At 65.0% G+C, this 20971-nt stretch carries 24 protein-coding genes; all 24 read left to right on the top strand.

Features of this window, described 5'->3' with window-relative positions:
• The first annotated feature begins 2 nt into the window (after positions 1 to 2).
• Positions 3 to 1106 (top strand): NADH-quinone oxidoreductase subunit NuoE, encoded by a 1104-nt coding sequence (gene nuoE / locus Q1A36_RS12300; protein WP_299844256.1) that lies wholly within the window; start codon positions 3 to 5, stop codon positions 1104 to 1106.
• A gap of 48 nt (positions 1107 to 1154) precedes the next feature.
• Positions 1155 to 1913, top strand: a complete 759-nt coding sequence (locus tag Q1A36_RS12295) for an endonuclease (RefSeq protein ID WP_299844254.1) — start codon at positions 1155 to 1157, stop codon at positions 1911 to 1913.
• Positions 1913 to 2128 carry a DUF5337 family protein gene (locus tag Q1A36_RS12290; protein ID WP_299844252.1) on the top strand — a complete coding sequence of 72 codons (216 nt, stop codon included), beginning with the start codon at positions 1913 to 1915 and terminating at the stop codon, positions 2126 to 2128. The genes Q1A36_RS12295 and Q1A36_RS12290 overlap by 1 nt, the downstream gene beginning before the upstream one ends.
• Positions 2129 to 2155: 27 nt before the next feature.
• Positions 2156 to 3454 carry an NADH-quinone oxidoreductase subunit NuoF gene (gene nuoF, locus Q1A36_RS12285; RefSeq protein ID WP_299844250.1) on the top strand — a complete coding sequence of 433 codons (1299 nt, stop codon included), beginning with the start codon at positions 2156 to 2158 and terminating at the stop codon, positions 3452 to 3454.
• 4 nt (positions 3455 to 3458) lie between these two features.
• The gene (locus Q1A36_RS12280) at positions 3459 to 3956 is read left to right on the top strand and encodes a DUF3291 domain-containing protein (protein WP_299844248.1); all 498 of its coding nucleotides are present in this window, start codon (positions 3459 to 3461) and stop codon (positions 3954 to 3956) included.
• Positions 3953 to 4447, top strand: coding sequence for a DUF3291 domain-containing protein (locus tag Q1A36_RS12275; protein WP_299844246.1), 495 nt, complete (start codon positions 3953 to 3955; stop codon positions 4445 to 4447). Before Q1A36_RS12280 ends, Q1A36_RS12275 begins: the two co-directional genes overlap by 4 nt.
• Positions 4447 to 4950 carry a hypothetical protein gene (locus Q1A36_RS12270; protein ID WP_299844244.1) on the top strand — a complete coding sequence of 168 codons (504 nt, stop codon included), beginning with the start codon at positions 4447 to 4449 and terminating at the stop codon, positions 4948 to 4950. The genes Q1A36_RS12275 and Q1A36_RS12270 overlap by 1 nt, the downstream gene beginning before the upstream one ends.
• Positions 4947 to 5300: a hypothetical protein gene (locus Q1A36_RS12265; RefSeq protein ID WP_299844242.1), complete on the top strand. Its 354-nt coding sequence runs from the start codon at positions 4947 to 4949 to the stop codon at positions 5298 to 5300. Before Q1A36_RS12270 ends, Q1A36_RS12265 begins: the two co-directional genes overlap by 4 nt.
• A gap of 122 nt (positions 5301 to 5422) precedes the next feature.
• Positions 5423 to 5836 (top strand): DUF5333 domain-containing protein, encoded by a 414-nt coding sequence (locus Q1A36_RS12260; protein WP_299844240.1) that lies wholly within the window; start codon positions 5423 to 5425, stop codon positions 5834 to 5836.
• Positions 5837 to 5846: 10 nt separating this feature from the next.
• Positions 5847 to 7871, top strand: coding sequence for an NADH-quinone oxidoreductase subunit NuoG (gene nuoG, locus Q1A36_RS12255; RefSeq protein WP_299844238.1), 2025 nt, complete (start codon positions 5847 to 5849; stop codon positions 7869 to 7871).
• 7 nt (positions 7872 to 7878) lie between these two features.
• On the top strand, positions 7879 to 8652 hold the full coding sequence (locus Q1A36_RS12250) for a hypothetical protein (RefSeq protein WP_299844236.1): 774 nt from the start codon (positions 7879 to 7881) through the stop codon (positions 8650 to 8652).
• Between the two features lie 18 nt (positions 8653 to 8670).
• Positions 8671 to 9705 carry an NADH-quinone oxidoreductase subunit NuoH gene (gene nuoH, locus Q1A36_RS12245; protein ID WP_299844234.1) on the top strand — a complete coding sequence of 345 codons (1035 nt, stop codon included), beginning with the start codon at positions 8671 to 8673 and terminating at the stop codon, positions 9703 to 9705.
• A 4-nt stretch (positions 9706 to 9709) separates the two neighbouring features.
• Complete coding sequence (locus tag Q1A36_RS12240; RefSeq protein ID WP_101750843.1) at positions 9710 to 9895, top strand: hypothetical protein; 186 nt, start codon at positions 9710 to 9712, stop codon at positions 9893 to 9895.
• Positions 9895 to 10386: an NADH-quinone oxidoreductase subunit NuoI gene (gene nuoI, locus Q1A36_RS12235; RefSeq protein WP_101750844.1), complete on the top strand. Its 492-nt coding sequence runs from the start codon at positions 9895 to 9897 to the stop codon at positions 10384 to 10386. Before Q1A36_RS12240 ends, nuoI begins: the two co-directional genes overlap by 1 nt.
• A 31-nt stretch (positions 10387 to 10417) precedes the next feature.
• Positions 10418 to 10840, top strand: coding sequence for a carboxymuconolactone decarboxylase family protein (locus Q1A36_RS12230; RefSeq protein WP_299844230.1), 423 nt, complete (start codon positions 10418 to 10420; stop codon positions 10838 to 10840).
• Positions 10837 to 11439 carry an NADH-quinone oxidoreductase subunit J gene (locus Q1A36_RS12225; protein WP_299844228.1) on the top strand — a complete coding sequence of 201 codons (603 nt, stop codon included), beginning with the start codon at positions 10837 to 10839 and terminating at the stop codon, positions 11437 to 11439. The genes Q1A36_RS12230 and Q1A36_RS12225 overlap by 4 nt, the downstream gene beginning before the upstream one ends.
• Positions 11440 to 11505: 66 nt before the next feature.
• Entirely contained in the window at positions 11506 to 11811 is a 306-nt protein-coding gene (nuoK, locus tag Q1A36_RS12220; protein WP_101750847.1) for an NADH-quinone oxidoreductase subunit NuoK, read from the top strand.
• 4 nt (positions 11812 to 11815) lie between these two features.
• Positions 11816 to 14011, top strand: a complete 2196-nt coding sequence (gene nuoL, locus Q1A36_RS12215) for an NADH-quinone oxidoreductase subunit L (protein ID WP_299844225.1) — start codon at positions 11816 to 11818, stop codon at positions 14009 to 14011.
• Between the two features lies 1 nt (position 14012).
• On the top strand, positions 14013 to 15584 hold the full coding sequence (locus Q1A36_RS12210; RefSeq protein WP_299844223.1) for an NADH-quinone oxidoreductase subunit M: 1572 nt from the start codon (positions 14013 to 14015) through the stop codon (positions 15582 to 15584).
• Between the two features lie 10 nt (positions 15585 to 15594).
• Positions 15595 to 17091: an NADH-quinone oxidoreductase subunit NuoN gene (gene nuoN / locus Q1A36_RS12205; RefSeq protein ID WP_299844220.1), complete on the top strand. Its 1497-nt coding sequence runs from the start codon at positions 15595 to 15597 to the stop codon at positions 17089 to 17091.
• The gene (locus Q1A36_RS12200) at positions 17084 to 17857 is read left to right on the top strand and encodes a biotin--[acetyl-CoA-carboxylase] ligase (RefSeq protein WP_299844217.1); all 774 of its coding nucleotides are present in this window, start codon (positions 17084 to 17086) and stop codon (positions 17855 to 17857) included. The genes nuoN and Q1A36_RS12200 overlap by 8 nt, the downstream gene beginning before the upstream one ends.
• Before the next feature lie 6 nt (positions 17858 to 17863).
• Entirely contained in the window at positions 17864 to 18643 is a 780-nt protein-coding gene (locus Q1A36_RS12195) for a type III pantothenate kinase (RefSeq protein ID WP_101750851.1), read from the top strand.
• Positions 18636 to 20312: a ribonuclease J gene (locus Q1A36_RS12190; RefSeq protein ID WP_299844212.1), complete on the top strand. Its 1677-nt coding sequence runs from the start codon at positions 18636 to 18638 to the stop codon at positions 20310 to 20312. Before Q1A36_RS12195 ends, Q1A36_RS12190 begins: the two co-directional genes overlap by 8 nt.
• A 16-nt stretch (positions 20313 to 20328) precedes the next feature.
• Complete coding sequence (locus Q1A36_RS12185; RefSeq protein ID WP_299844209.1) at positions 20329 to 20952, top strand: hypothetical protein; 624 nt, start codon at positions 20329 to 20331, stop codon at positions 20950 to 20952.
• Positions 20953 to 20971 lie beyond the last annotated feature (19 nt).

Raw genomic sequence — 20971 nt, 5'->3', positions numbered from 1 at the left:
TCATGCTTCGCCGCCTTTCAAAAGAACAACCCGCCAGCTTCGAATTCACCCCGGCCAATCTGGACTGGGCCCGGGCGCAGATGACCAAGTACCCCGAGGGCCGTCAGGCCTCGGCGGTCATCCCGATCCTGTGGCGGGCGCAGGAGCAGGAAGGCTGGCTTAGCCGGCCGGCCATCGAATATGTCGGCAACCTGCTGGACATGCCCTATATCCGGGTGCTCGAGGTGGCGACATTCTACTTCATGTTCCAGCTGCAACCGGTTGGTAAAGTTGCGCATATCCAGATTTGCGGCACCACGACCTGCATGATCTGCGGGGCCGAGGACCTGATCCGTGTCTGCCGCGAGAAGATATCGCCCGAGGCGCATGGCATCTCGGCTGATGGCCGCTTCTCGTGGGAAGAGGTCGAGTGCCTTGGCGCCTGCGCCAATGCGCCGATGATCCAGATCGGCAAGGATTTCTATGAGGACCTGACCGCCGAGAAGCTGTCGGCGCTGATCGACGGCCTGGCCGATGGCTCGGTGCCGGTGCCCGGCTCGCAGACCGGCCGCTTCTCGTCCGAGCCGGTGACGGGGCTGACCAGCCTCGTCGAGGCCAAGGGCGGGTCCGAGCGCAATGCCTCGGTCGCCGAGGCGCTGCGCGTGGGCGACACGATCAAACGCATCGACGGTACCGAAGTGCCGATCCTGACCAAATGGAAGCAGGGGGCGAACCAGACGACCGCGCCCGACGCCGCGAAACCGGCGGAACAGCCCGCCGAGAAGCCGGCTAAGGCTGCGGCGCCTGCTGTGGCACCGGCGCCCGTCGCATCCGAAGGCACCCGTCCGGCGGGTCTCGAGGGCGCGCGCGACGGCAAGGCGGATGACCTGAAGCTGATCAAGGGCGTCGGGCCGAAGCTCGAGGCGCTGCTGAACAGCCTCGGCTTCTGGCATTTCGACCAGATCGCGGCATGGACCGCCGACGAGCTGGCCTGGGTCGATAGCAACCTCGAGGGCTTCCACGGTCGCGCCAGCCGCGATGAATGGGTCAAACAGGCCGATCTGCTGGCCAAAGGCGGCGAGACGGAATTTTCGCGCCGTGCCGAAAAGGATGGTATCTACGACTAAGGATAAACGCGGAACGGCCCGAAGGCCGACAGGACAGGGAAGGACGACATGCAACAGAACGAGTGCACGCGAAACTGCTGGATCGCCGCTGGCGTGGTTGGCCTGCTGGTGTGGATTTTCGCCTCTTTCATCGGTTCCACCCCGGCCTTTGGCGGCCTGTTCCTCGGCCTCATTGCCGCCGTCCTGATGGGCCTGTTGCTGGTCTGGGCCTTGTGCCGCGGCAGCGGCTCGGCCGAGGATGACCGCCATCACGGCCTGACCCGCGCCAATCCCAGCTCGACCATCATGCCGCTGCAAGGCGCCGCGCCTGTCGCCACTACTGCGGCACCGGCTCCGGCCCCTGCGCCGAAACCCGCACCGGCTCCGGCCGCTTCCGCCCCGGCGGCCGTGACCGAGGCCAAGGCCGAGCCTGCGCCTGCACCGGCCCCCAAACCGGCCCCGAAACCCGCCTCCGAAAAGCCGGCGGAACCGAAGGCCCAGAAGAAGGCCGAACCCAAGGCCGTTGAAAAGCCGGTGGCGAAGAAGGATGCCAAGCCGGCGGCGAAATCCGCAAAGGCCAAGCCTGACGACCTGAAGCAGATCAAGGGCGTCGGGCCGAAGCTTGAGCAATTGCTGCACGAGAACGGCATCACCCAGTTCGCGCAGATTGCGGCATGGGGCGAGGCCGAGATCGACGAATTTGCCGAGAAGATCGGCAGCATGGGCGGGCGCATCCGCAGCGATGACTGGATCGCGCAGGCCAGGACGCTGGCCGAAGGCGGCTCGACCGAATTCGCGTCGCGCGTGAAGAAGGGCGACGTGTATTGATGGCCGGGCGCGACGATCCCCGGGACGCGGCCCAGCTGCGGCTGGCCGCCGTGGTGATCGCGGTCGCCATGGTCGGATGGATCGTCCTGCAATGGGCGGCGAAACAATATGGCTGGGAGCCCCGCTGGGTGTTTCTGGTCGACCTTGCGGCGATCGGCGCTTTCGTCTGGTCGCTGCTGGTAACCTGGCGTATCTGGCGCCGCAGGAATGGCTGAAGGCGCCAAGACAAGGAACGGACGAGAATGCTGAAAGACCAGGACCGTATCTTTACCAACCTCTACGGGATGGGTGATCGCAGCCTTGCCGGCGCGAAGAAGCGCGGCTGCTGGGATGGCACGGCCGAGATCATCGGCCGCGGCCGCGACAAGATCGTCGAAGAGGTCAAGGCCTCGGGCCTGCGCGGGCGCGGGGGGGCGGGTTTTCCGACCGGCCTCAAATGGTCCTTCATGCCGAAGGAAAGCAGCGACGGCCGCCCGTCCTATCTGGTCATCAATGCGGACGAATCGGAGCCCGCGACCTGCAAGGACCGCGAGATCATGCGCCACGATCCGCACACGCTGATTGAAGGCGCGCTGATCGCCAGCTTCGCCATGGGCGCGCATGCCTGCTATATCTACATCCGCGGCGAGTTCATCCGCGAGAAAGAGGCGCTGCAGGCCGCCATCGACGAATGCTATGACGCGGGCCTCCTGGGCCGCAACGCCGCCGGCTCGGGCTGGGATTTCGATCTCTACCTGCATCACGGCGCCGGCGCCTATATCTGCGGCGAGGAAACCGCGCTTCTGGAAAGCCTCGAAGGCCGCAAGGGGATGCCCCGGATGAAGCCGCCCTTCCCGGCGGGGGCGGGCCTCTATGGCTGCCCGACCACGGTGAACAACGTCGAATCCATCGCCGTGGTGCCGACCATCCTGCGCCGTGGCCCTGAATGGTTCGCAAGCTTTGGCCGCCCGAACAATGCGGGCGTCAAGCTTTTCGGTCTGACCGGCCATATCAACGCGCCCTGCGTGGTCGAAGAGGCCATGTCGATCCCGATGAAGGAATTGATCGAGAAGCATGGCGGCGGCGTGCGCGGCGGCTGGAAGAACCTCAAGGCGGTGATCCCCGGTGGTGCCTCCTGCCCGGTGCTGACGGCGGAACAGTGCGAAAACGCCATCATGGACTATGACGGGATGCGCGAGCTGAAATCCAGCTTCGGCACCGCCTGCATGATCGTGATGGATCAGCAGACCGACATCATCAAGGCGATCTGGCGGCTCTCGGCCTTCTTCAAGCATGAAAGCTGCGGCCAGTGCACGCCCTGCCGCGAAGGCACCGGCTGGATGATGCGGGTCATGGACCGCCTGGTGCGCGGCGAGGCCGAGGTCGAGGAAATCGACATGCTGCTGGATGTGACCAAGCAGGTCGAAGGCCACACCATCTGCGCCCTTGGCGACGCGGCTGCCTGGCCCATTCAGGGGTTGATCCGCAACTTCCGCGAGGAGATCGAGGACCGCATCAAGGCCAAACGCACCGGGCGCATGGGCGCCATGGCGGCGGAGTAAACGGATGCAGCCGGTCGGGCATCATCTGGCGGAATTCAACCTGGGGGTGCTCAAGCATGATTGGGCCGATCCCCGGGTCAAGGATTTCGTCGATGGCCTCGACCGGGTGAACGGCATCGCCCAACGCAGCCCCGGCTTTGTCTGGATGCTGAGTGAAGACGAGATGGACGCGGCGCAGCGCGATCCGGACGGTGCCCTTGGCGGCAATCCCCGCACAGCCTCGACCCTGTCGGTCTGGCAGGATGGCGCCAGCCTTGAACGGTTCGTCTGGAACACCGTTCACAAGCAGTTCTATGACCGCAAGGCCGAGTGGTATGACGCCGTAGACACCCCGCGTCTGGTGATGTGGTGGGTGCCGGTCGGACACCGCCCGACGATTGCCGAGGCGATGCAGCGCCTCAGCCAGCTCGCGGCGCAGGGCGACACCCCCGAAGCCTTCGGCTGGTCCGGCCTGCGCAATGCGGATCTGTGGAAAACCCGGCAATGCGGAGAGGCGGCATGACCGAGGCCCTGCACCTTGCCGAGCTGAACGTGGGCCGCCTTGTCGCCCCCACCGACGATCCGCGCGTGGCCGACTTCATGAACGCGCTCGACCGGATCAACGGCATGGGCAAGCGGATGCCGGGCTTCGTCTGGATGATGGAGGGCTCGGGCGAGCCGGGGACCGGCAATACCGAGGCCAAGATCGGTGGCGATCCGCAATATGTCTCGAATCTGACGGTCTGGGAGGATGTCGAAAGCCTCGAAAAATTCGTCTGGCAGACGGTGCACCGGCAATTCTACGAACGCCGGGCCGAGTGGTTCGAATTGCTGGGCCAGATGCATTTCGTGATGTGGTGGGTGCCCGCCGGGCATCAGCCGACGCTGGACGAGGCGCTGGAGCGGCTGGATCACCTGCGCGAACATGGCGACAGCGATCACGCCTTTGGCTGGTCCTGGCTGGAACAGGCGCGGCTTTACCGCACGCGCGGCTGCAGCGGGGCGGTGGCATGATGCGCGGTTCCATTCTGATCGGATTGGCCATGCTGTCTCTGGCCGGATGCGACGCAGCGCAGGACGTGGCGGCGCCGGTTGTGCCGGTGCCGGGCGGCGAGGTGTCCGTGCCCTATGAGGTCCGCCGTGCGGCCTATGAGGGGATGATTGCCCCGCATCGGATCACCGTCGAGGGCGCAACCTATCTGGTCGAGTTCCGTCAGGTGCGGGCGCCTCGTGTGCCACGACCGGTCGATCTGCCGGATGACGTGATCGACGTTGAGCCGGCGATCTGGGACGAGGCCCATGACATCGCCGTCAGCAGGCAGGCGACGCCTTTCACGCAAGCCGACCGGGCCGAGGCCGAACGGGTTGCGATTGCCGATTGCAGCAGGCTGAGCAGCCTGATCTCGGCCTCGGCGCGGGGCAACCCGCGCTTCGTTGCCATTGATCGTCCGGGCGACAGCAACGAGTGGGTTTTCCCCTCGTGGTGTTCGCTTGATCTTTCGGATGCGGTGAATTGATCGCCGGGCGCGCATATGCCGCGGCGGCTCTTGCCGTCATCGCGCTGGCAGCCTGCGAGCCGACCACGACCGGCAGCGGCGTGACCGGCGGCACCGTCATCGAGGCGGGCGAGGCGAAGATGCGGGTCAGCACCGGCGAAACGGTCGAGGGCATTGCCGGGGGGCCGCTGACGCTGCTGCTCGTCACCCGTGCCGACAGCAAGCCCACGACGACGAAGGACGAGGCTGCTGCACGCGCCGTCTATGCCGCCTATTGCCAAGACAAGGGCGGGCCGGGACTGGGCGGCGAGGGCTATTTCTCGCAGTTCGGCGGCCGTTCGGCGTGGAAATTCGGGGCCTGTGGCGCATGAGCAAGCGGGCTGCGGCATATCATCTCACGGCGGACCTCACAGACGCCTCACCCCAGCGTGTCGGGCAGGCCGGGCGCTTCCGTGTTATGGGCAAGGCCCATAACGGAACGGAGCAGACCCGAATGAAACCGAGCACCCTTCTGGGCACCGCCCTGATCGCCGCCACGCTGGCCACCGCCGCCCCGGCCTTCGCGCAGGGAAACATGGCGCAAGACAAGTACCTTAACGACCGGCTGGTCGCGGCCCGCGTGGCCGACCGCATCCGCCGGGAATGCCCCTCGATCGATCTGCGCGTCGTGGCCGCATGGTCGCAGGCCCGCGCGCTGCAGCGCTATGCCCGCGAGCAGGGCAACAGCGATGCGGCGATCGACGAATATCTGGACAGCCGCCCCGTCAAGGATCGCATCTATGGCATCGCCGACGCTTATCTGGCACAGCAGGGCGCGACGCGCGGCGATGCCGAGAGCTTCTGCCGTGTCGGGCGGGACGAAATAGCAAAAAAGACCGTCAGCGGATCGCTGCTGGCTGCAAAATGAAGGTGAAGTGATGGCGGATCTGCGCAAAATCATCATTGATGGCAAGGAAATCGAGGTCGATCCCAACCTGACCCTGATTCAGGCCTGCGAACAGGCGGGCATCGAGGTTCCGCGCTTCTGCTATCACGAGCGGCTGTCGATTGCCGGCAACTGCCGCATGTGTCTGGTCGAAGTGGTGGGCGGCCCGCCCAAGCCCGCCGCCTCCTGCGCCATGCAGGTCAAGGACCTGCGCCCCGGACCCGAGGGCGCGCCGTCCGAGATCAAGACCAATTCGCCCATGGTCAAGAAGGCCCGCGAGGGGGTGATGGAGTTCCTGCTGATCAACCATCCGCTCGACTGCCCGATTTGCGATCAGGGCGGCGAGTGCGACCTGCAGGATCAGGCCATGGCCTATGGCATCGACTTCTCGCGCTACCGCGAGCCGAAGCGGGCCAGCGACGATTTGGATCTGGGCCCGCTGGTCGAGACCCACATGACCCGCTGCATCTCCTGCACCCGCTGCGTGCGTTTCACCAGCGAGGTCGCCGGCATCACCCAGATGGGCCAGACCGGCCGGGGCGAGGATGCCGAGATCACCAGCTATCTGAACGAGACGCTGAACTCGAACCTGCAGGGCAATATCATCGATCTCTGCCCCGTGGGCGCGCTGGTTTCCAAGCCCTATGCCTTCACCGCCCGCCCGTGGGAACTGTCGAAGACCGAGACCATCGACGTGATGGACGCGCTTGGCAGCAATATCCGCGTCGATACCAAGGGCCGCGAAGTCATGCGCATCCTGCCGCGCAACAATGACGGCGTGAACGAAGAGTGGATTTCCGACAAGACCCGCTTTGTCTGGGACGGCCTGCGTCGCCAGCGGCTGGACAAGCCCTATATCCGCGAGAACGGCAAGCTGCGCCCGGCAACATGGCCCGAGGCGCTGGCGGCTGCGGCATCGGCGATGAAGGGCAAGCGCGTTGCCGGGATCGTCGGTGATCTGGCCTCGACCGAAGCCGCCTTCAGCCTGAAATCGCTGATCGTCGACGGGCTGGAAGGCCGGGTCGAATGTCGCACCGATGGCGCGAAACTGCCCATCGGCAATCGCGCAGGCTATGCCGGCACGGCGCGGATCAGCGATATCGACAACGCCAAGATGATCCAGCTGATCGGCACCAACCCGCGCGAGGAAGCGCCGGTGCTGAACGCCCGCATCCGCGCGGCCTGGGCGCGCGGCGCGCAGGTCGGGCTGGTCGGCGAGGCTGCCGATCTGACCTATGATTACGCCCATGTCGGCACCGACCGCGCCGCGCTGGAAAGCCTGTCGAGCCGCGAGATTTCGCAGGAGACGAAGGACAAGCCGTCCATCGTGATCGTCGGGCAGGGCGCCATCACCGGCGCCGATGGCGAGGCGGTTCTGGCCCATGCGATGGCGCTGGCCGAGAACAGCAATTCGAAACTCTTGATCCTGCACACCGCCGCCAGCCGCGTCGGCGCGATGGATGTGGGGGCCGCGACCCATGGCGGCATGGAAGCCGCGCTGGACGGGGCCGAGGTGGTCTATAACCTTGGTGCCGACGAGGTCGATATCGCCCCGGGTGCCTTCGTGATCTACCAGGGCAGCCATGGCGACCGCGGCGCGCATCGGGCAGACGTGATCCTGCCGGGCGCCTGCTATACCGAGGAAACCGGGCTGTTCGTGAATACCGAAGGCCGGCCGCAGCTGGCTTTGCGCGCCAATTTCGCACCGGGCGAGGCCAAGGAGAACTGGGCGATCCTGCGGGCGCTGTCGGCCGAACTGGACGCCAAGCTGCCCTGGGACAGCCTTGCGGCGCTGCGTCGCGCGCTGGTCGAGGCGGTGCCGCATCTGGCCGGTCTCGACCAAGTGCCGGAAAACGCCTGGCAGGCGCTGCCGGTCAAGGCGATGGGCAAGGGCGATTTCGCCCCGGCGATCCACAGCTTCTACCTGACCAACCCGATCGCGCGGGCCTCGACCCTGATGGGCGAACTGGCGGCGATGGCCGCCGCGCGGCGGGCGCAACCGATGGCTGCCGAGTAAGCCGATGATGCCAGCCCTTCGCCAGCATCTGCCCCTTCCCGCCGCGCTGATCGCGCTGCTTGCGGGCTGCGGCAGCACGGCTGGCGACGGGACGGCCGGGCGTCCCCCGGCCAAGCCCGACCGCGTGTCGGTGGCCGTGGCGGCCAGTGATCGCGCCAAGGGTGGCGCGCCGATGATGCAGGCGCAGGTCTCGACCAAATCCGGCGAGATCCTGATTCTCGAGCCCGATGGCCGGGTCAGCACCATGCAGCTTGACTCGCCGCAGGGGCGCGACGTGTTCCGCGTGACCGAGGCGCAGATGGTGGCGTTGCGCAATGGCAACGATCCGATCTGGGACGGGGTGGTGGCCAAGGGCGTGACGCGCAAGGGACCGACGGCGCAGGAACTGGCGCTGCAGGAATTCGCCGCCCAGACCGGCCCGGCGCTGCCCGAGGTGAAAGAGGGCGCAGCGCCCATCGACCCGGCGGATTTCATCGGCGTGAAGATCACCACGATCTCGCCCGACCGCTCCAGCGATCTGGTTGAAGTTTCGGCCAATCTGCGGGAAGGGGTGGACGCCGATATCGCCTTTTCGTATGCGACCTGCGCGCTTGCCCGTTGGGCCAAGGAACAGGGCACGCCCTATGCGCGCCACATCCGCACGCTGCAGGACCAGCGCAACGGCAAGCTGTTGATCGGCGCCGCCTACATGCTGTCGAAAGACCGACCGATGGGGCTGCGGGTGATGGAAACGAATGACACCCTGCGCGAATGCAGGAACCGCGGCATCCCCGCGGCATAAAGGAAGGGACAGAGGGTCATGGCAGGGTTCTGGGCATCCCCCCTTGGATTTTCACTGATCATGCTGGCGCAGGGGCTGGCGGTGATCGCCTTTGTCATGCTGTCGCTGATCTTCATGGTCTATGGCGACCGCAAGATCTGGGCGGCCGTGCAGATGCGCCGCGGCCCGAACGTGGTCGGACCCTGGGGCCTGCTGCAGACCTTTGCCGATGCGCTGAAATACGTGCTGAAGGAAATTGTCGTGCCGGCGGGCGCCGACAAGTTCGTCTATTTCCTCGCGCCCTTCCTGTCGATGACCCTGGCACTGACCGCCTTCGTGGCGATCCCCTTTGCCGATGGCTGGGTTGTGTCGAACCTGAACGTGGGTATCCTGTTCATCTTCGCCGTCTCCTCGCTCGAGGTCTACGGCGTCATCATGGGTGGCTGGGCCTCGAACTCGAAATACCCGTTCCTCGGCTCGCTGCGCTCTGCCGCGCAGATGATCTCCTACGAGGTCAGCATGGGCCTGATCATCATCGGCGTCATCATCTCGACCGGCTCGATGAACATGTCGGCCATCGTCGAGGCGCAGCGCGGAGACTGGGGCCTGTTGAACTGGTACTGGCTGCCGCACCTGCCGATGGTGGTGCTGTTCTTCGTCTCGGCCTTGGCCGAGACCAACCGCCCGCCCTTCGACCTGCCGGAAGCGGAATCCGAACTGGTCGCGGGCTTCATGGTCGAATATTCCTCGACGCCGTATCTGCTGTTCATGGCCGGTGAATACATCGCCATGTTCCTGATGTGCGCGCTGACCAGCATTCTCTTCTTCGGCGGCTGGCTGTCGCCCATCCCGGGCATCCCCGACGGGGCCATGTGGATGGTGCTGAAGATGTGGTTCTTCTTCTTCATGTTCGCCATGGTGAAGGCCATCGTGCCGCGCTATCGTTACGACCAGCTGATGCGGATCGGCTGGAAGGTGTTCCTGCCGCTGTCACTCGCCTGGGTGGTGATCGTGGCGTTCCTTGCAAAATTCGAAGTGCTGGGCGGGGCCTGGGCCCGTTGGGCGGGGGTGTAATCCGATGGCTTATTCCAACAAGATCGCTGAAATGCTGGCTCTCGCCTCCGAGACCGACAAGGCCGAGCTGGCGCATTTCCTCGCCAACAACATCGACCAGGGCGAACACGCCCATGACAGCGCCTTCGTGCGCCAGATCGTCGCGGCCTTCGACCGCTTCGCGGCGCCCAAGGGCAGGGAGCATTTCTGATGGCCTTCGACGTCGCCCGCGCTACGAAATATTTCCTGATGTGGGATTTCATCAAAGGCTTCGGCCTCGGGATGAAATACTTCTTCGCCCCCAAGGCGACGCTGAACTATCCCCACGAGAAAGGCCCGCTGTCGCCGCGCTTCCGGGGTGAACACGCGCTGCGCCGCTATCCCAATGGCGAGGAACGCTGCATCGCCTGCAAGCTCTGCGAGGCGATCTGCCCCGCGCAGGCCATCACCATCGATGCCGAACCGCGCGAGGACGGTTCGCGCCGGACCACGCGCTATGACATCGACATGACCAAGTGCATCTATTGCGGCTTCTGCCAGGAAGCCTGTCCGGTCGATGCCATCGTCGAGGGGCCGAATTTCGAATTCGCCACCGAGACGCGCGAGGAACTGTTCTACGACAAGGCCAAGCTGCTGGACAACGGCGCCCGTTGGGAAGCCGAGATCGCCCGCAACCTTGCCATCGACGCGCCCTATCGATGACCGGACGCGCCGCATATCACGAGGGCCACGCATGAACGACGCCTTCCAGAAACTGTTCCAGCAGATGCTCGAATCCGGGCAGGAGATGGCGCGCGCCTTCAATCCGGCGCTGGAGAAGGTCGATACCAAGGCCTTCGAGAAGCTGATCCCGACCATGTCCTCGGACATGCTGGAAATGTGGTTCGGCAAGACCTTCAACCGAGACGGGCTGGATGCGCGGACGCGGCTGCTGGTGACGGTGGCGGCGATGACCGTGCAGGGCGCCCACGCCGAGCCGCAATTGCGCCTGACCATCCGTCACGCGCTCGAGGCCGGCGCAACCCGGCGCGAGATCGCCGAGGTGATCTATCAGATGGGCATGTTCGGCGGCATCCCGGCGATGCAGAAGGCCCTGGACGTGGCGCAAAGCGTGTTCGCGGAAACGGACAAGGGCGCAGAGGACGACAAGCTATGATGACATTCGCATTCTACCTGTTCGCGGTCAGCGCCTGCATTGCCGGCCTGATGGTCGTGACCGCCCGCAACCCGGTGCATTCGGTCTTGTGGCTGATCCTCGCCTTCCTCTCGGCCTCGGGTCTCTTCGTGCTGCAGGGGGCCGAGTTCGTCGCCATGCTGCTGATCATCGTCTATGTCGGCGCCGTGGCGGTGCTGTTCCTCTTCGTCGTCATGATGCTGGACGTGGATTTCGCGGAACTGCGCGGCGAGTTCGCCCGCTACCTGCCGCTTGGCGGGCTGATCGCGCTGATCCTGCTGGCACAGCTTGCCATCGGCTTCGGCGCCTGGCAATCGGCCGATCAGGCCGAGGCGCTGCGCACCGCCCCGATCGTGGCCGAGACGCTGAACACCCATGCCATCGGTGCCATCCTCTATGACCGCTACCTCCTGCCGTTCCAGCTGGCGGGGCTGATCCTCTTGGTCGCCATGATTGGCGCCATCGTGCTGACCCTGCGCCACCGCCGCGACATCAAGCGCCAGGACGTGCTGGAACAGATGTGGCGCGACCCGGCCAAGACGCTGGAACTGCGCGACGTGAAACCGGGGCAGGGGCTGTAACCACAGCCCGCCCGCCCGTTCGAAAAGACAAGACTTACCGGCAATAGCCCGGAGGGACATGAGACGATGATAAGCTTGACACATTACCTTGTCGTGGGGGCGATCCTGTTCGTCACCGGCGTGTTCGGTATCTTCGTGAACCGAAAGAACGTCATCGTCATCCTGATGTCGATCGAGTTGATGCTTCTGGCGGTGAACGTGAACTTCGTCGCGTTCTCCTCGCATCTGGGCGATCTGGCGGGGCAGGTCTTCACCATGTTCATCCTGACCGTGGCCGCGGCCGAGGCCGCCATCGGCCTCGCGATCCTGGTGGTGTTCTTCCGCAACCGCGGCACCATCGAGGTCGAAGACGTCAACGTGATGAAGGGCTGAGATCATGACGAGCATCATCCTCTTTGCCCCGCTGCTGGCCGCGATCATCGCCGGCTTTGGCTGGCGCATCATCGGCGAGACCGCCGCGCAATACCTGACCACGGGCGTGTTGTTCCTCGCCTGCCTGCTCAGCTGGATCGTCTTTCTGACCTTCGACGGCACCACCTACATGGTGCCGGTGATGGACTGGGTCGTCTCGGGCGATTTCGTCAGCCAATGGGCGATCCGCGTCGACCGGCTGACTGCGATCATGCTGATCGTCGTCACCACCGTCTCGGCGCTCGTGCACATGTATTCGATCGGCTACATGGCCCATGACGACAACTGGACCCATCACGAGCATTACAAGGCGCGCTTCTTCGCCTACCTGTCGTTCTTCACCTTCGCCATGCTGATGCTGGTGACGGCCGACAACCTGTTGCAGATGTTCTTTGGCTGGGAGGGCGTGGGCGTCGCCTCCTACCTGCTGATCGGCTTCTACTATCGCAAGCCCTCGGCCAATGCCGCCGCCATGAAGGCCTTCATCGTCAACCGCGTCGGTGACTTCGGCTTCCTGCTGGGCATCTTCGGCATCTACTGGCTGACCGGCTCGATCCAGTTCGACGCCATCTTTGCCGCCGTGCCGGAGCTGGCGCAGATGGACATGCATTTCCTCTGGCGCGACTGGAATGCCGCGAACCTGCTGGCCGTGCTGCTGTTCATCGGCGCGATGGGCAAATCGGCGCAGCTGTTCCTGCACACCTGGCTGCCGGACGCGATGGAAGGCCCGACGCCTGTCTCCGCGCTGATCCACGCCGCGACCATGGTGACGGCCGGGGTGTTCCTCGTCTGCCGCATGTCGCCGCTGTTCGAGTTTGCCCCGGAAGCGAAGATGTTCGTGACCGTGGTGGGTGCGACCACCGCCTTCTTCGCCGCGACCGTGGGTCTGGTGCAGAACGACATCAAGCGCGTCATCGCCTATTCGACCTGCTCGCAGTTGGGCTACATGTTCGTGGCCGCCGGCGTCGGTGTCTATTCGGTGGCGATGTTCCACCTGTTCACGCATGCCTTCTTCAAGGCCATGCTGTTCCTCGGCGCCGGCTCGGTCATCCATGCGATGCATCACGAGCAGGACATGCGGAACTATGGCGGCTTGCGCAAAAAGATCCCGCTGACCTTCTACGCCATGCTGATCGGGACGCTGGCCATCACCGGCGTCGGCATCCCGCTGACCACCATCGGCTTTGCCGGTTTCCTGTCCAAGGATGCGGTGATCGAAAGCGCCTTTGCCGGCAACAGCTATGCCTTCTGGCTGCTGGTTGCGGCGGCCGCGATGACCAGCTTCTACAGCTGGCGGCTGATGTTCATGACCTTCTGGGGCGAGCCGCGCGGCGATCACCATGCGCATGAGCACGCCCATGAATCGCCCCCGGTGATGACCATTCCGCTTGGTGTCCTTGCCGCCGGCGCGATCTTTGCCGGGATGATCTGGTATCAGCCCTTCTTCGGCAGCCATGACCGCGTGAACCAGTTCTTCGGCATCCACTATGCCGAGGCAGCCGTCGAAGCCGCGCCGGCCGAGACCGGTGCCGAAGCCGGGCATGGTGAAGCCGCACCCGCCGAGGGCGAGGGCGAAGCCCAGGCCGCCGCCGGCACCGCCGCTTCGCCCGCCGAGGGCGAGCACGCTGCCGCCGAGCCTGCCGCTGCGGCAGAAGGCGAGGGCGATCATGGCGGCGTCGTGACCGTTGCCGCCGATGAAACTCCGGCAGCCATGGGAGGGGCGATCTACATGGCACCCTATAACCATGTGATGACCGAAGCGCATGAATCGCCCAAATGGGTGAAGGTCTCGCCCTTCATCGCCATGCTGGGCGGACTTCTGCTGGCCTGGATCTTCTATATCCGCCAGCCGAGCCTGCCGGGCCGTCTGGCCGCTGCGCAACCGGCGCTGTACCAGTTCCTGCTGAACAAGTGGTATTTCGACGAGATCTACGAGGTGATCTTCGTGCGGCCGGCGAAATGGCTGGGCCAGCAGCTGTGGACGGGCGGCGACGGGCGGGTTATCGACGGCGCGATCAACGGGGTGGCGATGGGTCTGATCCCGCGGCTGACCCGTTTCGCCGGCCGGCTGCAATCCGGCTATCTGTTCCACTATGCCTTCGCGATGGTTCTGGGCATCGTTGGGCTTCTGATCTGGGTGATGATGCGGGGCGCGCACTGATATGACGAACCTTCTTTCCATCATCACCTTCCTGCCGATCGTGGCCGCCGCCATCATGGCGATGTTCCTGCGCGGCGACGACGCGGCGGCGCAGACCAATGCCAAATGGCTGGCGCTGATCGCGACCACGGCGACCTTCCTGATCTCGCTCTTCGTGCTGGCGGGCTTCGACCCGGCCGATACCGGCTTCCAGTTCGTCGAGGATCACCCCTGGATCATGGGGCTGCGCTACAAGATGGGCGTGGACGGGATCTCGATCCTGTTTGTCCTGCTGACCACCTTCCTGATGCCGCTGACCATCCTGTCGACCTGGGACGTGAAGACCCGGGTCAAGGAATACATGATCGCCTTCCTCGTGCTGGAAGGTCTGATGATCGGCGTCTTCACCGCGCTGGACCTGATCCTGTTCTACCTCTTCTTCGAGGCCGGGCTGATCCCGATGTTCCTGATCATCGGCATTTGGGGCGGGGCGAACCGCATCTACGCGGCGTTCAAGTTCTTCCTCTATACCTTCCTCGGCTCGGTCTTGATGCTGGTTGCGATGATCGTGATGTATCGCGCCGCCGGAACCACCGACATCGAGCAGCTGCTGAAGTTCAACTTTGCCTCGGAGCCGCTGCATTTCCTCGGCTGGACCATCATTGGCGGCACCCAGACCCTGCTGTTCCTCGCCTTCTTCGCCAGCTTCGCGGTGAAGATGCCGATGTGGCCGGTGCACACCTGGTTGCCGGATGCCCACGTTCAGGCGCCCACGGCGGGCTCGGTCGTGCTGGCGGCGGTGCTGTTGAAGATGGGCGGCTATGGCTTCCTGCGCTTCTCGCTGCCGATGTTCCCGGTCGCCTCGGACATCTTCCAGCCGGTGGTCTTCTGGATGTCGGCCATTGCCATCGTCTATACCTCGCTGGTGGCGCTGGCGCAGACCGACATGAAGAAGCTGATCGCCTATAGCTCGGTCGCCCATATGGGTTATGTGACCATGGGGGTCTTTGCCGCGAACCAGCCGGGCATCGACGGCGCGATCTTCCAGATGCTGAGCCACGGCTTCATCTCGGGCGCGCTTTTCCTCTGCGTCGGCGTCATCTATGACCGGATGCACACGCGCGAGATCGACGCCTATGGCGGCCTGGTGAACCGGATGCCGGTCTATGCGCTGGTCTTCATGTTCTTCACCCTCGCCAATGTCGGCCTGCCCGGCACCTCGGGCTTCGTCGGTGAATTCCTGACGCTGCTGGGCACCTTCCGCGCGAATACCGTCGTGGCCGTCGTCGCCGCGACCGGGGTGATCCTGTCGGCGGCCTATGCGCTCTGGCTCTATCGCCGGGTGACGCTGGGGGCGCTCATCAAGGAAAGCCTCAAGACCATCACCGACATGACCCCGCGCGAGAAGTGGATCTTTGCCCCGCTGATCGCCATGACCCTGCTGCTGGGTGTCTATCCGCGGCTGGTGACTGACATCACCGGACCCTCCGTCGCAGCCTTGCTGCAGGACGTGCACCAGTCCGTCCCCGAAAAGAACGACCTTGCCCCGCGCAACGTGGTCGCCGATGCCGGCGCCGCGGAAGCCGGCCACTGAGGAGAGCCAGATGACCGCGCTCGATTTCTCGACCATCCTGCCCGAGTTCCTGCTGGCAACCTATGCCATGCTGGCGCTGCTGGCCGGGGCCTATTTCGGCAAGGACGCCATTGCCCGCCCGATCCTGTGGATCACCGTGGCGGCGCTGCTGCTGACCGGGCTTTACATCGGCGTCGCCGACCGCCCGGAGCAAAGCGCCTTCCACGCCATGTTCATCGATGACGGCTTTGCCCGCTTCGCCAAGGTGACGGTGCTTCTGTCGGCCGCCATCGTGCTGGCGATGAGCGCGGATTACCTGACCCGCCACGGGCTGATGCGTTTTGAGTTCCCGATCCTTATCGTGCTGGCCGCTGTCGGCATGTGCATCATGGTCTCGGCCGGCGACCTGCTGTCGCTCTATATGGGTCTCGAGCTGCAGTCGCTGTCGCTCTATGTCGTGGCCGCCATGCGCCGCGAAAGCGCGAAATCCTCGGAAGCCGGTCTGAAATATTTCGTCCTCGGCGCGCTCAGCTCGGGCCTGCTGCTTTATGGCGCCTCGCTGGTCTATGGCTTTGCTGGCACCACCAGCTTCGAGGGCATCATCACCACCGTCCATGCGGGCGAGTTGAGCATTGGCTTGCTGTTCGGTCTCGTGTTCCTGCTGGTCGGTCTGGCCTTCAAGGTTTCGGCCGTGCCCTTCCACATGTGGACGCCCGATGTCTACGAGGGCTCGCCCACGCCAGTGACCGCCTTCTTCGCCACCGCACCCAAGGTCGCGGCCATGGCGCTGATCGCGCGGCTGCTGTTCGGCGCCTTCGGCACCGTGCCCGATGACTGGGGCCAGATCCTTGCCGCGCTGGCGATCCTGTCGATGTTCCTCGGCTCCATCGCCGGCATCGGCCAGACCAACATCAAGCGCCTGATGGCCTATTCCTCGATCGCGCATATGGGCTTTGCCCTCGTTGGCCTTGCCGCGGGCACCGATCTGGGCGTCAGCGCCATGCTGCAATACATGGCGATCTATGCGGTGATGAACGTCGGTGCCTTCGCCTTCATCCTGTCGATGGAGCGCGATGGCCGCCCGGTCACTGACCTGCAAAGCCTGAACCGCTTTGCCAGCGCCGAGCCGCTGAAGGCCTTTGCCATGCTGATCCTGATGTTCAGCCTGGCCGGCGTGCCGCCGCTGCTGGGCTTCTTCGCCAAGTTCGGCGTGCTGAATGCCGCCGTGCAGGCGGGCATGGGCTGGCTGGCGGTGGCGGGCGTCGTCGCCTCGGTGATCGGCGCCTTCTATTACCTGCGCATCGTTTACTACATGTATTTCGGCGCCGAGACCGATGGCATCGAAAGCCGGATGAGCCTGGTGCAGAACGCGGCGCTGATCATCTCGGCCGGGATCGTGCTGGTCGGTGCGGCCAACATGTTCGGCGTGGACGAGGCCGCCGCGCAGGCCGCGCGCGGATTGATCGAGCCGGAGGCCGCGCAAGCTGCCGCCGAGCCCGCCGCCGCCGAGCCCGCCGCCGTTGACTGATCGCGCGGGCGCAGCCTGGCCCGAGGGCGTGGCGCGGCATGTGCTGGGCCGCGTCGACAGCACCAATGCCGAGGCGCAGCGCCTGGCCGGGCAGCTTTCTGGCCCGACCTGGATCATGGCCCGGCAACAGACCGCCGGGCGTGGACGGCGCGGGCGCGACTGGTCGACCGGCGCCGGCAATTTCGCCGCCTCGCTGCTGATGCGCCCCCAAGGCGGACCGGCGCAGGTGGCGAAACTGTCCTTCGTCGCCGCGCTGGCGCTGGACGAGGCGCTGACCGCCGTCTGCGGACCCTTCGCCCGGATCGCCATCAAATGGCCGAATGACGTGCTGCTGAACGGTGGCAAGGTCGCCGGCATCCTTCTGGAAAGCATCGGCAGCGGGCAGGGCGTGGACGCGCTGGCCGTCGGCATCGGCGTCAATCTGGCCGAGGCCCCGCATCCGGGCAGCGTCGAGCCGGGGGCGATGGCCCCGGTTTCGGTTCTGGCCGAGACCGGCCATGCGGTGACGCAGGACGATTTCCTCGACCTTCTGGCCCCGTCCTTCGACCACTGGCTGCGGCAGATGCAGACCTATGGCTTCGATCCGATCCGCACCGCATGGCTCGCCCGCGCGGCCAAGCTGGGCGAGACCATCACCGCCCGCACCGGCCGCGACAGCTGGACCGGGCGCTTTGACGGCATCGACGAGACCGGGGCGCTGATCCTGCAGACCGCCGAGGGCTCGAGGATCATTCCCGCCGCCGATGTGTTTTTCGAGGGAGGCTGAGGGACCATGCTGCTCTGCATCGACACCGGTAACACCAACAGCGTCTTCTCGATCTGGGATGGCAAGGAGTTCCTGTCGCATTGGCGCATCTCGACCGATCACCGGCGCACGGCGGATGAGTATTTCGTCTGGCTGCAGACGATGATCTCGCTCAGGCATTTCGATCTGGATATCGACGCCTGCATCATCTCGACCACCGCGCCGCGGGTGCTGTTCAACCTGCGCGTCCTCTGCAACCGCTATTTCAACACCCGCCCGCTGGTCGTCGGCCGCCCGGAATGCCTGCTGCCCGTCGCCCCGCGCGTCGATCCGGGCACCAAGGTCGGCCCCGACCGGCTGGCCAACGTGGTCGCGGCCTTTGACCGGCATGGCGGCAATTCGGTCGTGGTGGATTTCGGCACCGCAACCAATTTCGACGTGGTCGATGTGGATGGGGCCTATGTCGGCGGCGTCATCGCGCCGGGTGTCAACCTGTCGCTCGAGGCGCTGCACATGGCGGCGGCGGCGCTGCCGCATGTCGATGTCACCATGCCCGAGAAGGTGATCGGCACGAATACGGTTGCCTGCATCCAGTCGGGCATCTACTGGGGCTATATCGGCCTGATCGAGGGCCTGATCAAACGCATCCGGGCCGAACGCGACATGGCGATGAAGGTCATCGGCACAGGCGGATTGGCGCCGTTGTTCGATCAGGGCTTTGACCTCTTCGATGCCATCGAAGAGGATCTGACGGTTCACGGGCTGCGGCTCATCTATGATTATAACAAGGAGGCGGGAAATGTCTGATCGCCTGATCTATCTGCCGCTCGGCGGCGCGGGCGAAATCGGCATGAACGCCTATGTCTATGGCTATGGCGCGCCCGGCAAGGAACGGCTGATCCTCGTCGACCTTGGCGTGACCTTCGGCGACATGGACACCTCGCCCGGCATCGACCTGATCATGCCGGACATGCGCTGGCTGGTCGAGAACAAGCACCGGCTGGACGCCATCTTCATCACCCACGGGCACGAGGACCATATCGGCGCCGTGGGTTATCTGTGGGAGCGTCTTGGCGTGCCGATCTATGCCCGCCAGTTCACCGGAACGCTCTGCCGGCTGAAGCTCGAAGAGGCCGGGCAGCCCGCCGACACCGTGCGCATCACCGGCGCCCGGCCCGAGGTGACACAGGTCGGGCCCTTCACCGTGCAATTCGTGCCGATCAGCCATTCGATCCCGGAAAGCGCCGCGCTGATCATCGACACCCCGGCGGGGCGGATCGTGCATACCGGCGATTTCAAGCTGGATGGCACCCCGGTCGTGGGCGATGCCTTCGACCCGGTCCTCTGGCACCAGATCGCCAATGAGGGGCAGGGGGTCAAGGTGCTGACCTGCGACTCGACCAATATCTTCTCGCCCCATCCCGGCCGCTCGGAAGCCCTGCTGGCAAACCCGATCCTCGACTGGGTAATGGCGCAGAAGGGCATGGTCGTTGCCACCACATTCGCCAGCAACATCGCCCGGCTGAAGACGCTGGCCGAGGCCGGCACCGCCGCCGGCCGCAAGGTCTGTCTCTTGGGTCGGGCCATGCGCCGCATGGTTTCCGTCGGCATGGAGACCGGCATCCTGACCGATTTCCCCGACACGATCGGCCCGGAAGAGGCCACGAACCTGCCGCGCAACAAGGTTATGCTGATCGTCACCGGCAGCCAGGGCGAACGCCGTGCGGCCTCGGCGCAGCTGTCGCGGGGCCGCTATCTCGGCCTGTCGCTTTCCGATGGCGACAGCTTCCTGTTCAGCTCGAAGACCATTCCCGGCAACAATCGCAGCGTCATCCGCATCATGAACCAGTTGAGCGAGCTGGGCGTCGATGTCTATGACGACAGCGACGGCACCTATCACGTCTCGGGCCATGCCAACCGCCCGGACATCGAGGCGGTGCATGACCTGTTGAAGCCGCAGATCGTGGTGCCGATGCATGGCGAGCACATGCATCTGCGCGAACATATGCTGATCGCGCAAGGCAAGGGCTCGGCCTCGATCATCGCCACCGATGGCACCATGCTGGACCTGACCGGCGACCGCCCGAAGATCGTCGACCAGATCGAGACCGGTCGCGTCTATCTGGACGGCACCCAGCTGATCGGCGCGATGGACGGCGTTGTCCGCGACCGCATCCGCATGGCGCTGAACGGTCATGCGCTGGTCAGCGTCATTGTCGACGAAGAGGACAATGTCCTGCCGGATGCCTGGGTCGAGCTGATGGGCCTCTCGGAACGCACCCGCAATGGCGAGGATCTGTCCAGCCATATCGAGGGCGAGCTGGCCGAGTTCCTCGAAGGCGCCGATGACCGCACGGTCCGCGACGATGGCAAGATGGACGAGGCGATCCGCAAGATCACCCGTCAGGTCGCCATGGAAGAGATCGGCAAGAAGCCCGAAGTGACCGTTATCATCAGCCGGCTGATGGCCGACTGACCGGCGGGGGCGGGGGGTGAACGCGCTCTTTGCCCTCGGCCTTGTTCTGGTGATGATCGCGCAGGGCGCGGCGCTGCAGCCGCGTGACCTGAAAGAGTGGAACGGCGATGCGCGCGCCGTCCTTCTGTCGCTGCTGCTGCGGCTGATCCTGCTGCCGGTTCTGGCAATGCTGCTGGGCAAGGCCTTGGTGGTCGCTCTTGACATCGACCGTTTTGCCGGCACCGGACTGATATTGGCCTTTGCCGCGCCGGCTGCCGCCGCAGGTCTGCCGCTGGCCGCCATCGCTGGCAGGGCGGTGCCGCTTTACGGGCGGCTGGCCGCCGTGAGCACCGTCGCCTCGGCCTTCGTTGGTTCGTTCTTCCTCGCCACGCTCGTCATGCAGGCGCCGGTCGAGGCAGCCTTCGTGATGCTGCTGGCGCTGGTCATCCTGCCCTTCGGCATCGGTCTGGCGCTGCGTGAACGGCTGGCGCGGCTTGGCCGCTTGCCTGCCGTGCTGGCCTCGCTGGTCACTGCCCTGTTGCTGCTGGCGGTCCTGCTGCTGGGCTGGACAGTGGATGCGCTGTTGATCCTGCTGGCCATGGCTGTTGATTTTCACTCAGAAGTGAGCCGGCATTTCCATCGAGAAGTGAGCCACCTCTGACTATGGATTTCCGTTCATT

Source organism: uncultured Paracoccus sp. (genome assembly GCF_947487305.1).
In the GTDB taxonomy this organism is placed as follows: domain Bacteria; phylum Pseudomonadota; class Alphaproteobacteria; order Rhodobacterales; family Rhodobacteraceae; genus Paracoccus.
Note: the sequence above shows the minus strand (reverse complement) of the source record. Positions and strands in the feature narration are given on the sequence as shown.

Bases quoted from the DNA above. Each gene is read 5' to 3' on its own strand.
- nuoN (WP_299844220.1), top strand. From the start codon at position 15,595: ATGACCGCGCTCGATTTCTCGACCATCCTGCCCGAGTTCCTGCTGGCA.
- Q1A36_RS12195 (WP_101750851.1), top strand. From the start codon at position 17,864: ATGCTGCTCTGCATCGACACCGGTAACACCAACAGCGTCTTCTCGATC.
- Q1A36_RS12280 (WP_299844248.1), top strand. From the start codon at position 3,459: ATGCAGCCGGTCGGGCATCATCTGGCGGAATTCAACCTGGGGGTGCTC.
- nuoI (WP_101750844.1), top strand. From the start codon at position 9,895: ATGGCCTTCGACGTCGCCCGCGCTACGAAATATTTCCTGATGTGGGAT.
- Q1A36_RS12250 (WP_299844236.1), top strand. From the start codon at position 7,879: ATGCCAGCCCTTCGCCAGCATCTGCCCCTTCCCGCCGCGCTGATCGCG.
- Q1A36_RS12225 (WP_299844228.1), top strand. From the start codon at position 10,837: ATGATGACATTCGCATTCTACCTGTTCGCGGTCAGCGCCTGCATTGCC.
- nuoL (WP_299844225.1), top strand. From the start codon at position 11,816: ATGACGAGCATCATCCTCTTTGCCCCGCTGCTGGCCGCGATCATCGCC.
- Q1A36_RS12270 (WP_299844244.1), top strand. From the start codon at position 4,447: ATGCGCGGTTCCATTCTGATCGGATTGGCCATGCTGTCTCTGGCCGGA.
- Q1A36_RS12295 (WP_299844254.1), top strand. From the start codon at position 1,155: ATGCAACAGAACGAGTGCACGCGAAACTGCTGGATCGCCGCTGGCGTG.
- nuoF (WP_299844250.1), top strand. From the start codon at position 2,156: ATGCTGAAAGACCAGGACCGTATCTTTACCAACCTCTACGGGATGGGT.
- Q1A36_RS12290 (WP_299844252.1), top strand. From the start codon at position 1,913: ATGGCCGGGCGCGACGATCCCCGGGACGCGGCCCAGCTGCGGCTGGCC.
- Q1A36_RS12275 (WP_299844246.1), top strand. From the start codon at position 3,953: ATGACCGAGGCCCTGCACCTTGCCGAGCTGAACGTGGGCCGCCTTGTC.
- Q1A36_RS12230 (WP_299844230.1), top strand. From the start codon at position 10,418: ATGAACGACGCCTTCCAGAAACTGTTCCAGCAGATGCTCGAATCCGGG.
- nuoK (WP_101750847.1), top strand. From the start codon at position 11,506: ATGATAAGCTTGACACATTACCTTGTCGTGGGGGCGATCCTGTTCGTC.
- nuoG (WP_299844238.1), top strand. From the start codon at position 5,847: ATGGCGGATCTGCGCAAAATCATCATTGATGGCAAGGAAATCGAGGTC.
- Q1A36_RS12190 (WP_299844212.1), top strand. From the start codon at position 18,636: ATGTCTGATCGCCTGATCTATCTGCCGCTCGGCGGCGCGGGCGAAATC.
- Q1A36_RS12210 (WP_299844223.1), top strand. From the start codon at position 14,013: ATGACGAACCTTCTTTCCATCATCACCTTCCTGCCGATCGTGGCCGCC.
- Q1A36_RS12260 (WP_299844240.1), top strand. From the start codon at position 5,423: ATGAAACCGAGCACCCTTCTGGGCACCGCCCTGATCGCCGCCACGCTG.
- Q1A36_RS12240 (WP_101750843.1), top strand. From the start codon at position 9,710: ATGGCTTATTCCAACAAGATCGCTGAAATGCTGGCTCTCGCCTCCGAG.
- nuoE (WP_299844256.1), top strand. From the start codon at position 3: ATGCTTCGCCGCCTTTCAAAAGAACAACCCGCCAGCTTCGAATTCACC.
- nuoH (WP_299844234.1), top strand. From the start codon at position 8,671: ATGGCAGGGTTCTGGGCATCCCCCCTTGGATTTTCACTGATCATGCTG.